13 protein-coding genes are annotated in these 13670 nt (G+C 48.9%); 6 read left to right on the top strand and 7 right to left on the bottom strand.

Going from position 1 to position 13670, the window contains the following annotated elements; translation table 11 throughout:
• The first annotated feature begins 17 nt into the window (after window positions 1-17).
• The 4 genes from BMY16_RS03470 to BMY16_RS03455 are packed head-to-tail and all read left to right on the top strand — an operon-like array spanning window position 18 to window position 3926.
• Window positions 18-1334: an MFS transporter gene (locus BMY16_RS03470; protein ID WP_091840100.1), complete on the top strand. Its 1317-nt coding sequence runs from the start codon at window positions 18-20 to the stop codon at window positions 1332-1334.
• A gap of 8 nt (window positions 1335-1342) precedes the next feature.
• On the top strand, window positions 1343-2062 hold the full coding sequence (locus BMY16_RS03465; protein WP_091840098.1) for a 16S rRNA (uracil(1498)-N(3))-methyltransferase: 720 nt from the start codon (window positions 1343-1345) through the stop codon (window positions 2060-2062).
• A gap of 47 nt (window positions 2063-2109) precedes the next feature.
• Window positions 2110-3432 carry a phenylacetate--CoA ligase family protein gene (locus BMY16_RS03460; protein WP_091840518.1) on the top strand — a complete coding sequence of 441 codons (1323 nt, stop codon included), beginning with the start codon at window positions 2110-2112 and terminating at the stop codon, window positions 3430-3432.
• Window positions 3429-3926, top strand: coding sequence for a DUF3256 family protein (locus tag BMY16_RS03455; protein WP_091840097.1), 498 nt, complete (start codon window positions 3429-3431; stop codon window positions 3924-3926). The genes BMY16_RS03460 and BMY16_RS03455 overlap by 4 nt, the downstream gene beginning before the upstream one ends.
• A gap of 239 nt (window positions 3927-4165) precedes the next feature.
• Here BMY16_RS03455 and proS read toward each other — a convergent pair whose 3' ends face one another.
• The 6 genes from proS to BMY16_RS03425 form a co-directional block, all read right to left on the bottom strand.
• A complete protein-coding gene (gene proS, locus BMY16_RS03450) occupies window positions 4166-5647 on the bottom strand; it encodes a proline--tRNA ligase (RefSeq protein WP_091840095.1) in 1482 nt (493 codons plus the stop codon).
• A gap of 96 nt (window positions 5648-5743) precedes the next feature.
• On the bottom strand, window positions 5744-6445 hold the full coding sequence (gene mtgA, locus BMY16_RS03445; RefSeq protein WP_091840516.1) for a monofunctional biosynthetic peptidoglycan transglycosylase: 702 nt from the start codon (window positions 6443-6445) through the stop codon (window positions 5744-5746).
• Window positions 6446-6479: 34 nt separating this feature from the next.
• Complete coding sequence (locus BMY16_RS03440; RefSeq protein WP_091840514.1) at window positions 6480-7181, bottom strand: YiaD family glycine zipper/OmpA-like lipoprotein; 702 nt, start codon at window positions 7179-7181, stop codon at window positions 6480-6482.
• Between the two features lie 98 nt (window positions 7182-7279).
• Complete coding sequence (locus BMY16_RS03435; RefSeq protein ID WP_091840093.1) at window positions 7280-8071, bottom strand: TrmH family RNA methyltransferase; 792 nt, start codon at window positions 8069-8071, stop codon at window positions 7280-7282.
• Window positions 8068-9303: a M64 family metallopeptidase gene (locus BMY16_RS03430; RefSeq protein ID WP_091840092.1), complete on the bottom strand. Its 1236-nt coding sequence runs from the start codon at window positions 9301-9303 to the stop codon at window positions 8068-8070. Before BMY16_RS03430 ends, BMY16_RS03435 begins: the two co-directional genes overlap by 4 nt.
• Window positions 9300-9665 carry a 2-amino-4-hydroxy-6-hydroxymethyldihydropteridine diphosphokinase gene (locus tag BMY16_RS03425; RefSeq protein ID WP_091840090.1) on the bottom strand — a complete coding sequence of 122 codons (366 nt, stop codon included), beginning with the start codon at window positions 9663-9665 and terminating at the stop codon, window positions 9300-9302. Before BMY16_RS03425 ends, BMY16_RS03430 begins: the two co-directional genes overlap by 4 nt.
• Before the next feature lie 244 nt (window positions 9666-9909).
• On the opposite strand from BMY16_RS03425, the gene serC reads away from it, so the two are divergent.
• A complete protein-coding gene (gene serC / locus BMY16_RS03420) occupies window positions 9910-10977 on the top strand; it encodes a 3-phosphoserine/phosphohydroxythreonine transaminase (RefSeq protein WP_091840089.1) in 1068 nt (355 codons plus the stop codon).
• A 40-nt stretch (window positions 10978-11017) separates the two neighbouring features.
• On the top strand, window positions 11018-11935 hold the full coding sequence (locus BMY16_RS03415) for an NAD(P)-dependent oxidoreductase (protein ID WP_091840087.1): 918 nt from the start codon (window positions 11018-11020) through the stop codon (window positions 11933-11935).
• A gap of 54 nt (window positions 11936-11989) precedes the next feature.
• Here BMY16_RS03415 and BMY16_RS03410 read toward each other — a convergent pair whose 3' ends face one another.
• On the bottom strand, window positions 11990-13654 hold the full coding sequence (locus tag BMY16_RS03410) for a glycoside hydrolase family 5 protein (RefSeq protein WP_091840085.1): 1665 nt from the start codon (window positions 13652-13654) through the stop codon (window positions 11990-11992).
• Window positions 13655-13670 lie beyond the last annotated feature (16 nt).

Genomic DNA, 13670 nt, shown 5'->3' with positions numbered 1-13670 from the left:
AATAACTCGATAAGATTATGAATTTGAAATTCCGTTTGTCATTGATGAACTTCCTGGAGTTTGCCGTCTGGGGGGCTTATCTTACATGTATGGGAAACTACCTTGGAATAGCAGGATTAGGCGACAAGATCTCTTGGTTCTATGCCATCCAGGGTATCGTGAGTATCTTTATGCCTACACTGATGGGTATTGTAGCTGATAAGTACATGCAACCTCAGCGTGCGTTAGGTCTCTGCCATCTGTTGGCAGGAGGCTTCATGCTGGGCTGCTGGTGGCTCGGCATTCAGGCAGGCTTTGGTAACGAACTGGAAAACAAGGCATTGTTCATTGCGCTCTATACGCTCAGCGTCGCATTCTACATGCCTACCATTGCTCTGACCAATACCACGGCATTCACCATTCTGAAGAAAAACGGTCTTGACACAGTGAAGGATTTCCCGCCCATCCGAGTACTTGGCACCGTAGGATTTATCGTTATGATGTGGTTTGTCAATTGCGCAGTATGGGAAGACGGCGGTTTCTCAATGACACTTTCAGACAATGCCCATAAATTCCAGTATACTTATATGCAGTTCTTTGTCTCAGGTGTTCTGAGCATTGTGCTGTTCCTCTATTGTTTCACGCTGCCCGAGTGCAAACTGGAGAAGAAGGAAACCAACGTGTCTCTGGCAGAGAGTCTGGGGCTCAATGCCTTCAAACTCTTCAAGAGTCAGAAGATGGCCCTGTTCTTTATCTTCTCAGCATTACTGGGTATGTGTCTGCAAGTTACCAACGGCTATGCCGGACCCTTTATCACGAGTTTCAAGGGAAGTGCGGATGCAGCCATAGCAACATCCTTTGCCGCCAATAATGCAACACTGCTCACTTCTATCTCACAGATCAGTGAGGCGCTCTGTATCCTGATGATACCTTTCTTCCTGAAGCGTTTTGGTATCAAGGTAGTGATGCTGATGTCCATGTTCGCATGGGTGTTCCGTTTCGGATTCTTCGGTGTGGGCAACCCAGCGATGCCGGGCGTGATTATGTTCATCCTCTCATGTATCGTCTACGGTGTCGCCTTCGACTTCTTTAACGTCTCAGGTGGTATCTTCGTAGACCAGGAGTGCGAACCAAGTGTCAAGGCCTCGGCCCAGGGACTCTTCATGATGATGACCAATGGTGTCGGAGCCACGTTTGGCACATTGGTGGCAGGAGAGATCGTAAACCATTATTGTCATTGGGAGAACGGATTTTTGCAGGGTGATTGGACCACCTGTTGGTTCATCTTCGCCACCTTTGCCCTCGTTGTGGGTATATCGTTCGCTCTGGTGTTCCATCCAGAAAAGACCAAGTAAAGAAAACAATGAAAGAAGCTAGATATTTCTATGTACCCGATGCTGCCCAGCAGACTGAGTTGCCTGCCGAGGAGGCGATGCATGCCCTCAGGGTGCTCAGGCTGAAGAGTGGTGACGAGATGTTTCTGATGGACGGTGCGGGTAACTATTTCAAGGCACAGGTTACGATAGCTGCCACTCACCATTGCTACTATGAGATTCTGGAGTCCATGCCTCAAGAGCCACAGTGGCAGGGTAGGGTTCAGCTCGCCATCGCACCCACGAAGATGATGGATCGTATCGAGTGGATGATGGAGAAAGTCACAGAAGTGGGACTCGACGAGGTGTCGTTCCTCAATTGTCAGTTCTCTGAGCGCCGCCTGGTGAAGACCACCCGTCTGGACAAGATCGTGGTTTCGGCCATGAAGCAGAGTCACAAAGCCTGGAAGCCCGTCATCAACGAGATTGTCTCCTTCAAGTCGTTCGTACAACAGCCTCGCGAGGGTAGAAAGTATATTGCCCATTGCTATGAGGAGATACCGCGCAGCTATCTTTTTGAAGAACTGCAGAAACCCTCTGACAGTGAGGATGCAACGGTGATGATCGGTCCCGAGGGGGATTTCTCCATCGACGAGGTGAAGCTGGCTATGGAGGCTGGCTGGCAGTCGGTGCATCTGGGTAAAAGTCGTTTGCGCACAGAAACGGCAGGCTTGAGTGCCGTGATGATGATGCAACTGGCGAAAAAGTAAGAAAATAAAGAAGTAAAAACGAAAATATTATGACTGACGAGAAAATCATGGCTACTATTAAGCCTGACGGAGAGTGTTGGCAGCCGGAAATCGAAAAGATGCCAAGAGAGCAGCTCCAGCAGCTGCAGGTGAAAAAACTGAAGGATACAATCAACGTATGCCTGAAATCCCCTTTCTATAAGCAGCGTTTAGGTGAGCTGGGTATCACGGCTGATTCTATCAATAGCCTGGACGATCTGCGTAAGATTCCTTTTACCACAAAGCAGGATCTTCGTGATAACTATCCTTATGGTTTGGTAGGAGGCCATCTGGATGATGCTGTTCGTATCCACTCTACCAGTGGAACTACAGGTAACCCCTGTGTAGTTGTTTATTCCGAGCATGACATTTGTTCGTGGGCCAATATGATTGCCCGTAACCTCTATATGGTTGGCTGTCGTAAGAGCGATGTGTTCCAGAATTCTTCTGGTTATGGCATGTTTACAGGTGGTCTGGGTTTCCAGTATGGTGCAGAGTGGCTGGGTGCCATGACGGTTCCTGCTGCAGCTGGTAACTCCAAGCGTCAGATCAAATTTATCAAGGACTTTGGCACGACCTGCCTGCATGCCATTCCCTCTTATGCTATCCGTCTGGCTGAGGTGTTCAAGGAGGAAGGTGTCGATCCCGCATCAACTAAGCTCCGTACCCTTTGTATTGGTGCCGAGCCTCATACTGAGGAACAGCGTCGCCGTATTGAGCGTATGCTGGGTGTGAAGGCCTTTAACTCTTTCGGTATGACCGAGATGAATGGTCCTGGTGTAGCTTTCGAGTGTAAGTATCAGGAAGGTATGCACCTTTGGGAGGATAACTATATCGTTGAGATCGTTGATCCTGACACCCTGGAGCCAGTGCCCGATGGTGAGATGGGTGAGATGGTGCTGACCACGCTCGACCGTACGATGATGCCTATCCTTAGATATCGTACTCGCGATCTTACCCGCATCATTCCTGGTGAGTGTAAGTGTGGTCGTACCCATCGTCGTATCGACCGTATCAAGGGTCGTACCGATGATATGTTCATCATCAAGGGTGTAAACGTATTCCCGATGCAGGTGGAGAAGATTCTCGTGCAGTATCCTGGTCTGGGTTCTAACTATCTGATCACGCTGGAGACTATCGATGACAACGATGTGATGACAGTTGAAGTAGAGCTCGATAGTCTGGAGACCGAGATCTATCCCGAGATGCAGAAGATGATGAAGGACATCCAGCGCGCGCTGAAGGACGAGATACTGCTGACGCCTCAGGTCAAGCTCGTGAAGAAAGGCTCGCTGCCTCAGAGCGAGGGTAAGGCTGTCCGCGTGAAGGACTTAAGACCCAGCAGAGGATGAGGAAATGGATTGTGGCGGCATTGTTCGCCTCTATAACAGGTCAGGTGTCTGCCCAGGATGTCACTATACGCGACATCTTCAAGCAGATGCCCGACTCCTTGATGCCCTATCTTTCTCAGAACAATCGTCTTGACTTCATCGATTTTCTCGACTCCCACATGAAGGCGGAGGTGAGGAATACGCTTGGAGGAACCAGTGAGATGACGGCTTTGGCTGACGATAGTCTCACCATCCGGATGAGTGAGTCGTTGAAGACCGACCTGTTACTGTTGCCTTTGGCGCAGCCCATAGACAGTGTTTCGCAGGTTGTGGCAATGGTGGAAACCTTCCTTGTTGACTCCATATATGGTGAGTCCCGTGTCAGTTATTTTACACCAGATTGGCAGCGTTTTCCTTCAGAACCAGTGCTGAGTGCCGCAGAGAAGAAGAGGATCAAGGGACATATATTGCAAAATATCCTAAAAAAAGACGAAGAGGTATTAAACAAACGTTAAATATTAACCAATTTTGTTCTTTTTTTAACGATGGTATTAAGAAATAATTGTATCTTTGCCATGTGTTTTTCATGGTATTAGATTATTAAGGTTAATTAAGAACTCTATTTATCGTGATGGTAAGTGGCGGTTCGCCCTCCATTAAAACAATATAAGACATTTTCTATATTGTTTTATGGTTAAAAAAAAGGGAACATGAGAATGTTCCCTTTTTCCTTTGTGTATATCCTTGAGCCCTATTAATAGCTGCGGGCAATGATCACGCGGGCCTTGGCAGGCTTGCCTGTCACCATATCCACACCAGGTGTCTGCTCTACGCCGAAGGGCACGCAGCGGATGGTGGCCTGAGTCTCTTCCTTGATGCGGGCCTCGGTCTCGGCAGTGCCGTCCCAGTGGCAGAGGAAGAAACCGCCGTCCTTTACCTTCTCCTTGAACTCCTCGTAGTTCTCACACTCATAGATGTGGGCGTCACGGAAGGCCTTGGCCTTCTCGAAGATGTTCTTCTGGATATCCTCCAGCAGCTGCTCTACGTATTCCACGATACCGTCGATAGGACGTGTCTCCTTCTCGAGTGTATCACGACGCATTACCTCGATAGTACCATTCTCCAAGTCGCGGGCACCCAGAACCAGACGTACGGGAACACCCTTCAGCTCGTAATCAGCAAACTTAAAGCCAGGACGCTTGTTGTCGGCATCATCAAACTTCACGGTGATTCCTTTCTGGCGCAGGGCCTCGATGATAGGCGTCACCTCCTTGTTCACCTGCTCCATCTGCTCGGGCTTCGTGGCAATAGGGATAATCACCACCTGGATAGGAGCAAGACGCGGAGGCAGCACGAGTCCGTTGTCATCAGAGTGCGTCATAATCAGGGCACCAATCAGACGGGTGGAAACACCCCATGAGGTAGCCCACACATACTCGGGCTTGTTCTCCTTATTCAGATACTGCACCTCGAAGGCCTTGGCGAAGTTCTGTCCGAGGAAGTGGGAGGTACCACTCTGCAGGGCCTTACCATCCTGCATCATCGCCTCGATGGTATAGGTGTCGAGGGCTCCAGCGAATCGCTCGGTCTCGCTCTTCACGCCCTGAACCACGGGCACTGCCATCCACTCTTCAGCAAACTTGGCATACACCTTCAGCATCTTCTGTGCTTCCTCTTCAGCCTCCTCACGGGTGGCGTGGGCCGTATGACCCTCCTGCCAGAGGAACTCTGAAGTACGGAGGAACGGACGGGTGCGCATCTCCCAGCGCATCACGTTACACCACTGGTTGCACATCAGGGGCAGGTCGCGCCAGGAGTGGATCCAGTTCTTATAGGTGTTCCAGATGATGGTCTCTGAGGTAGGGCGCACAATCAGCTCCTCTTCGAGCTTGGCTGCAGGATCCACCTCCACGCCACTCTTATCGTCCTTGGCGCGCAGACGGTAGTGTGTCACCACGGCACACTCCTTGGCGAATCCCTCTACGTGCTCGGCCTCACGACTCAGAAACGACTTAGGAATCAGCAAGGGGAAATAAGCGTTCTGGGCACCTGTCTCCTTGAACATCTTATCCAACTGCTGCTGCATCTTCTCCCAGATGGCGTAGCCATAAGGCTTGATGACCATACAACCACGCACGGCACTCTGTTCAGCGAGGTCGGCCTTTACCACGAGGTCATTGAACCACTGACTGTAATTATCAGCCCTTTTCGTTAATTCTTTTAATTCTTTTGCCATTGTAATTTTCTCTATTATTCTAATTTGCCTGCAAAATTACACAAAAAATACGAAACTCGCGTACATTATTTAAATAAAATGCGTGTTTCATCATGATTATTTGTCTTCACCCTCTTTGGGCAATTCCTTGACAAATTTCATTTCGCGTAGGATGCGAGCCTGGCGTTTCAGCATATAGGCTGAGGGATGGAGGCTGGAGAATTTCCGGGGATTAGGTAGTGTGGCTGCTATCAGGGCACACTGAGCCTTTGTGAGATGGAGGGCATCGGTACGGAAGTGCTCTTTTGCTACGGCATCGGCACCATAGATACCATCACCCGTCTCTATGGAGTTCAGATAGACTTCCATAATGCGCTGTTTCGACCACATCAGCTCTATCAAGGTGGTGAAATATACTTCGAACCCTTTACGTATCCAAGAACGACCAGGCCAAAGAAACACATTCTTTGCTGTCTGCTGAGAGATGGTCGATGCACCGAGTTTGCGTTTTTCAGGATGTTCCCGATTCCGTTTGGCTGCATGTTCGATGGCCTCATAGTCGAAACCATGATGACTCAGGTAGTTGGCGTCCTCACTGGCCATCACAGCCAAAGGCAGTGATGGGGAAATCTTTTCAAGCGGCACCCAGTGATGCGACAGCTTCAGGTCCTTGCCTTCAGAAACCTGTTCATAGCAGCGTATGAACATCAGCGGCGTGAAATAAACGGGCAGGAACCGTAGTGCCACAACTGAAAGAATAGTGGAAGCAAAGAATGCCACCACTATCCATTTCAGAGTCTTCTTAATGAATTTAAGAATAATCAATTCTTGTTTTTTTTGATAAACGTATATTTTACTGAGCCTGCTGCTGAGCGTCCTGAATCATCTTCTGTGAAGCATACATGTAAACCTCCACACGACGATTCTGAGCCTGACCGTCCTTCGTGGCATTAGAAGCTACAGGGTTGGCCTCGCCAAAGCCTTCAACGCTCTTAATCTGAGTAGCGGGGACGCTCAGGGCCTGCAGATAAGAAGAGACACTTGTGGCACGATCCAGACTCAGGGCCTGATTCTTCTGGGCACTCTGCTCAGCTGTAGAACCCTTCCAACCCTGATTGTCGGTATAACCCTGAATGGCCACATCGCAATCTGCATTATTCTTCAGAACGGTAGCCAACTGCTGGAGAGAGGTCTTCGATGCAGCTGTCAGATCGCTCTTACCTGTCTGGAAGAGAATACCGGAGTCGAAGGTCATCTTTACAGCCTCCAGACCATTGTTATCTGTCACTTCCTCTACCTGGGCATTCTGAATAGCCTCAGCCTCTTTCTTGGCCTTATCCATCTTCTTACCGATGATAGCACCAGCACCAGCACCTACCGCACCACCGATGGCTGTACCAATACCCACATTACCTGCCAGGGCACCAATCACTGCACCCAGGGCAGCACCACCACCAGCACCAATAGCTGCACCTTTAGTGGTGTTGTTCATGTTACATCCCATGAGCACCACAGCGGCGCACAAAGCTACTACAATTGATTTTAAACTTTTCATTTCTGTTCGTTTTTGATTGTTAAACATCTAATTTTCGGGTGCAAAGTTAGCAATTAATTTATAATAATGTACGTGAGTTTCGTTTTTTTTATCTATTTTCACTTTCTGAGTTCCCAGAATGCTACGGCTGCGGCCGCTGCCACATTCAGCGAATCCACCTGATGGAACATGGGGATGCGAACGGTGAAATCGGCTTGGTCGATGGTTGCCTGCGGTAGTCCTTCACCTTCTGTTCCCATGATCACAGCCAGACGGTCTTGCGCTTTCAGTACAGGATCATCCAATGATATCGATTTGTCGGACAGAGCCATCGCTGCCGTCTTGAATCCCAGATCGTGAAGGGTGGGGTAAGCGTCGAGCCATGTCCAGGGAACCAGGAATATGGTTCCCATCGATACGCGAATAGCCCTTCGGTTCAGTGGGTCGCAACTGCTACGCGTCAGTAGTACAGCGTCAATCCCCAAGGCTGCGGCACTACGGAAGATGGCTCCGATATTGGTGGTGTCGCATACGGAGTCGATGACACAGACACGATGCGCATCCTTCAGAATCTCATCCAGCGCAGGCTCTGTCTTGCGACGCATGGCACAAAGTACACCTCGAGTCAACGTGTAACCTGTCAACTCGGAGAGCAATTCCCTGTTTCCTGTATAGACGGGCATCTCAGGATGACTCTGTATGATATCCGCTGCATCTCCGTCAATATGCTTCCTTTCACAGAGCAGAGCCAGAGGTTCATAACCAGCCTGTAATGCCACACGTATCACCTTCGGACTCTCTGCAATGAAGATGCCTTGTTCTGCGTTCAGACGATTTCTCAGCTGGGCTTCCGTCATCACACTGAACATCGCGATGCGCTCATCCTGCAAGGAAGTAATCTCGAAGATCATTCGGTATAGAATTTGATAAGTTGTACAAGCGCCTGCTGACAGACAGGGCAGAATTCGGGTTCTTCGTTGGTACGCATACGACAGTTCTCGCAACCTCTCCATACACCCTTCTCCAGATAACCTCCGCCTTCATAGAGTCCGGCCTTGCCTTCCTTTATCAGGTTATCCCACTTGATGAAGGCTGTGGCCTGGGTGGTGAGATTTGGCTCCCAAGGTTCGGTGTCAGGAAAGTACATCGGGTCGTCGTTGCCATAAGTGTACTCATCGCCCAGGCCTCCGAAGGAATGGCCAAACTCATGCACTACCACGGGCAGGAAGTACTTACCTCCTGTATAGCTGAGATTATAGGAATTATAGATGCCGCCTCCACCGTAATGCTCAGTATTCACAAGGATGATGATATGTTCGTAAGGTGTGCCAGCCAACACATCGTGGAGACGCTTCAGGTGGAGTGTGGTGAGATAGCGGTCGCTGTAGAATGTGTCGAAGTGCGAGCCCAGAGCCGTATGTTTCCAGATTCCCTTGGAAGGTTCACTGGTGCCTGACTCCTCAGAAGTTGGTTTGACGGCAATGATGTTAAAGCGGTCCTGCATGGACTTGAAGGGTTCATGACGGAAGAGCGAACCAATGGCAGCTTTACAGTCTGCAAGGTAATGGTCCATCTCATCGTTAGTATATCCCTCTGCCACAAAAGCGATATGGATGCAGCGGGAGGTATCGCGAGCCTGATGCAGTACTTCAAACGGTGTGATGTTTCGCTCACCTGCCTTGCGAATCAGAATATCCTTGGGATCAACGGTATGGGTCAACGAGTTGGTTACTTCATTGTGGTAGTCGAACAGCTCCACCTTTATTTCCACAGGGGCTTTCGGGTAAGGCACAAGAAACACATTCTCAAACGACTTCTGCGTGTGCTTGGCCTCATCGGTGGCGAGCCATTCCTGAAAGAGGGTAGAGAAGGAGTGGCGATAGATGACCACATCGTCAGCTTTTGAACGCATTGTAATCTGTCCGTTACCTCTCAGTGGCAGTTCTTCCAATCGCTCCCTGCGACCATACCAATGGGGCAAGCTGACGAGCTCGTCGACATATATCTGTTGGAGGATGTCGTCGCCAGCAAAGGTGTAGTCGAGTCTCAGGGTGCGATCCTCGAAGTAATCCTCAAACTTCTGGGCATTGGCCGAGAGGGTTGTACTTAACGTTAATCCAATGATTATCAAATACTTTTTCATAATTCATTTAATAAGTTCTTTACATAATCGCGGCTCCAGTCGCGAAGGTGATGTCGCTGGTCATCATACTGCAGCAGGTCGAGGTCGATGGCCACGATGCCATCTTCATTGCGTGTTCTGCCTAAACGTTTTTCCGTCTCTTTCAAAACCTCACACAACAGTCCTTCACCAAAGGTGGTCGTACCCTTGCAGAGCTGGTTCAGATAGGGTTCCTTACGGCTTGTGTTCACAGGTTCCGTCCAGATGGCGGAAGTGAAATGTACCTCCACCATCAATTGGGTTAATTGCTCCCTGGCTTTAGCCATGTTTGCTTCTTGGTTCTCGTTCGACGCGAGAGAGATAATCACTTCGTGCACCTTCATATCTTCACGTTTTGGGTGCAAAGATAATAAATAATCCCGAAAAAGGCTTGCGTATGTCGGGGAATCTTTGTAAATTTGCAACGAAGTGGACAGAAAAGTGTCAAGCCGAGTTGACAAAATGAAAGAAAAACGGGAAATATTGTGAATTTCTGCTTAAATATTTGGTGGAATGAAATAAAAAGTGTAATTTCGCAGCGTTTTTCGGAAACATAGAGTTTAAACCATTTTAATAAATAATAATCAAATGAAGAAGTACAACTTTAATGCAGGTCCCTCAATGCTTCCCCGCGAAGTGATTGAGAAGACTGCTCAGCAGTGTCTTGATTTCAACGGTTCGGGTCTCTCTCTGATGGAGATCAGCCATCGTGCAAAGGACTTTCAGCCTGTAGTAGACGAGGCTGTGGCTCTCGTGAAGGAATTGCTTGATATTCCCGAGGGTTACTCAGTGATTTTCCTTGGTGGTGGTGCCAGTTTGGAGTTCTGTATGATTCCTTATAACTTCCTGATTAAGAAGGCTGCCTACCTGAACACCGGTGTTTGGGCTAAGAAGGCTATGAAGGAAGCAAAGCTTTTCGGTGAGGTAGTAGAGGTGGCTTCTTCTGCAGATGCCAACTATACCTTCATCCCCAAGGATTGGACAGTACCTGCTGATGCAGACTATCTGCACATTACAACCAATAACACCATCTATGGTACAGAGATCCGTAAGGACCTGGATGTTCCCGTTCGTCTGATTGCCGATATGTCATCAGATATCTTCAGCCGTCCTATCGATGTTGCTAAGTATGATGCCATCTACGCTGGTGCTCAGAAGAATCTGGCTATGGCTGGTGTGACCATCGTGATTGTGAAGGACGATGCTCTGGGTAAGGCTCCTCGTGAGATTCCTACCATGCTCGACTATCGCACACACGTAGACAAGGGTTCTATGTTTAATACGCCTCCTGTAGTACCTATCTACTCAGCTCTTGAGAACCTCCGCTGGATCAAGAAGCAGGGTGGTGTACAGGCTATGGATAAGCTGGCTCAGCAGCGTGCAGAGATTGTCTATGGTGAGATCGACCGCAACAAGTGCTTCGTAGGTACTGCTAAGGAAGAGGATCGTTCACTCATGAACCTCTGCTTCGTGATGGCTCCTGAATATAAGGAGTTGGAGAAGGACTTCCTTGACTTCGCTGTTTCTAAGGGTATGGTTGGTGTGAAGGGTCACCGTTCTGTTGGTGGTTTCCGTGCTTCTTGCTACAACGCCCAGACCATCGAGGGTTGCAATGCACTCGTGGCTTGCATGAAGGAATTTGAGAGTAATCATTGAAAATTGAAGATTGAAGATTGACAATTGATAATTGAAGATTATGAAGGTTCTTGTAGCTACAGAAAAGCCATTCGCAGCAGCTGCTGTGAATGGTATTAAAGCAGAAGTTGAAGCAGCAGGCAATGAGCTGGTGCTGCTGGAGAAATATACAGAGAAAGCCCAGTTGCTGGATGCAGTGAAGGATGCCGACGCCATGATCATCCGTTCGGATAAGGTGGATGCCGAGGTGCTCGATGCTGCCAAGCAGTTGAAGATTGTGGTTCGTGCAGGTGCTGGTTACGATAACATCGACCTCGCTGCAGCCACAGCCCACAACGTGGTTGCTGAGAATACACCAGGTCAGAATGCCAATGCCGTAGCAGAGCTCGTATTCGGTCTGCTCGTGATGGCTGTACGTGGTTTCTATAATGGCAAGAGCGGCTCCGAGCTGCTGGGTAAGAAGTTGGGTATCCTGGCTTTCGGTAATGTAGGTCGCAATGTGGCCCGTATTGCCAAGGGCTTTGGTATGGACGTTTATGCTTACGATGCTTTCTGCCCTGCAGAGGTCATCGAGAAGGCTGGCGTTCACGCTGTCGCTAATCAGGATGCTCTCTTCGAGACTTGCGACGTGGTTTCACTCCACATCCCTGCTACCCCTGAGACCAAGCAGAGCATCAACTATGCACTTGTTGGTAAGCTGAAGAAGGGTGGTATCCTCGTGAACACTGCTCGTAAGGAGGTCATCGACGAGGCTGGTCTGATCAAGCTGATGGCTGAGCGTGAAGACTTGAAGTTCGTTACCGACATCATGCCCGATGCCAACGACGAGTTCGTTAAGTTTGAGGGTCGTTACTTCTCAACTCCTAAAAAGATGGGTGCCCAGACTGCTGAGGCTAACATCAACGCAGGTATCGCTGCTGCCAAGCAGATCAACGCTTTCTTCAAGGATGGCGACACGAAGTTCCAGGTGAACAAGTAAACAATACTCTATAAAAGAAGAATCCCTCGCCAATTGGCGAGGGATTCTTCTTTTTTATTTGGCAATAAACTTTTTGCCGTTCTGAATATAGATACCTTTATGAGGCTTGGCAATGCGCTGGCCCTGAAGGTTATAGATGGCATCATCAGCATCAGACTCATTGATTTGGATGCTTTGGATGGCTGTGGTCTTGGGTGTTGACTCGGAAGTAACGGTACATCCCCAACCCACAGAGATGGCCCCTGAAACCTCAGTCCCATCACTCTTAATCAGCTTTGCTTCGTTCACCTTGGCAGTCAGTGCTGTTCCTTCAAGCACCTGGAGTGTGATACGCATGACTGATGATCCCAGTACGGAGGCGTCAAAGTCGAGCGTCGATGTGTTAGAACCAGCAGTCAGGGGGATATATTGTTCCTTGAATTTATCACTGCCGTCGGTATTCTTTCCGTCTTTGTCACCATAGACCTTGATCTGTAACTTTCCGGAATAATCATTGTCCAGGTCTACACGAACACCTTTATACTCAGTTAATTTGAGTGCGGTTGTGTTATTCCAGTCGCCATAGAGAAACAACTCTCCCCACTGACTATTGTAGTTCACCGTATATACCGTCTGAAAGTCGTCGGGAGTGGGAAACTTATACCCATCGATACTACCATAGTAGGCCTTGATAAGTGTCTGGGCTAGGTCAGCCTGGTGGAAGGCGGGTAACGTACGGTTCACACCATCCGAGAGTCCCATCCAGTAGAAAGTGCCGATACCATTCTCCTTCGTCTTCTTAATGAAATAGTCCATGGCGTAGAGGGCTACCTTACGATCTGTAGTGTAATAATCGAGGTCGGCAGGCCATGTGGTAAAGGTGGCATATTCTCCAACGATCACAGGCGCCCTGTTCAGCAGGTTCGATTTGATATTATTGATCAGGTTGTCTATTTCACTCTTGGCGTTACTCTCACTCTTCCAGTTAGGATAGCTGTGCAGCTGGAAGATGATGTGCCCTGTCTCTTCGGGCAGATCCAGATTCTTCATGGCGTTGGGAGTGCTGCTGGCAGAGTAGGTGTTAACCACCAGATTACGATCCTTATTATTGCCTCCTGTATTACGAACGGTGGTTACAAAACTCTTGGCATAGCTGTTGATGGCCTTATATCCGTCGTCGCTAGCAGGCTCGTTCCATTTGTTATTGTCATCGAGCATCTCGTTGTAAGCCTCAAAGAGCAGTTTCTGACCGTAGTCCTTGAACTTCTCAGCTATCTGTTTCCACAAGTATTCGTATTTTGCCTTGTTCGTATCGTAGTTGGTGGTGCTGGCATGCAGCCACTGTTTGCCATCACCTGTATCGTGATGCACGTTAATGATACAATACATACCATTGTCTATCACGTAGTCCACCACTTCTTTCACACGATTCATCCACGCATCGTTCACCTTGCCGTCCTTGTCCATCTCCTGATACCAGGTCACTGGTACTCGAATGGCGCCAAAACCAGCATCCTTCATCATCTTCATGAGCTCTGGCTTCGTAACAGGCTGTCCCCAGCAAGTCTCATGCTGTGCTGTGGTGGTCCATGTCTTGCTGGCATCAGCAGCATCGAGGGTGTTTCCCAGGTTCCAGCCCACGCCCATGTTCTTAACTGCATCTTTTGCTGTCTCAAAATCAGCTGCCTGCATACTGAACGACATCAGCATACCACAGAATAAAAGTAGAGTTTTCTTCATAAATTCTTAGTTCTAT

It is taken from the genome of Prevotella sp. ne3005 (assembly GCF_900110085.1).
GTDB lineage: Bacteria > Bacteroidota > Bacteroidia > Bacteroidales > Bacteroidaceae > Prevotella.
The sequence above is the reverse complement of the archived record's forward strand: the minus strand, read 5'-3'. Positions and strand labels throughout refer to the sequence as shown.

Bases quoted from the DNA above. Each gene is read 5' to 3' on its own strand.
- BMY16_RS03470 (WP_091840100.1), top strand. From the start codon at position 18: ATGAATTTGAAATTCCGTTTGTCATTGATGAACTTCCTGGAGTTTGCC.
- BMY16_RS03465 (WP_091840098.1), top strand. From the start codon at position 1,343: ATGAAAGAAGCTAGATATTTCTATGTACCCGATGCTGCCCAGCAGACT.
- BMY16_RS03460 (WP_091840518.1), top strand. From the start codon at position 2,110: ATGGCTACTATTAAGCCTGACGGAGAGTGTTGGCAGCCGGAAATCGAA.
- BMY16_RS03455 (WP_091840097.1), top strand. From the start codon at position 3,429: ATGAGGAAATGGATTGTGGCGGCATTGTTCGCCTCTATAACAGGTCAG.
- proS (WP_091840095.1), bottom strand. From the start codon at position 5,647: ATGGCAAAAGAATTAAAAGAATTAACGAAAAGGGCTGATAATTACAGT.
- BMY16_RS03440 (WP_091840514.1), bottom strand. From the start codon at position 7,181: ATGAAAAGTTTAAAATCAATTGTAGTAGCTTTGTGCGCCGCTGTGGTG.
- BMY16_RS03435 (WP_091840093.1), bottom strand. From the start codon at position 8,071: ATGATCTTCGAGATTACTTCCTTGCAGGATGAGCGCATCGCGATGTTC.
- BMY16_RS03430 (WP_091840092.1), bottom strand. From the start codon at position 9,303: ATGAAAAAGTATTTGATAATCATTGGATTAACGTTAAGTACAACCCTC.
- BMY16_RS03425 (WP_091840090.1), bottom strand. From the start codon at position 9,665: ATGAAGGTGCACGAAGTGATTATCTCTCTCGCGTCGAACGAGAACCAA.
- serC (WP_091840089.1), top strand. From the start codon at position 9,910: ATGAAGAAGTACAACTTTAATGCAGGTCCCTCAATGCTTCCCCGCGAA.
- BMY16_RS03415 (WP_091840087.1), top strand. From the start codon at position 11,018: ATGAAGGTTCTTGTAGCTACAGAAAAGCCATTCGCAGCAGCTGCTGTG.
- BMY16_RS03410 (WP_091840085.1), bottom strand. From the start codon at position 13,654: ATGAAGAAAACTCTACTTTTATTCTGTGGTATGCTGATGTCGTTCAGT.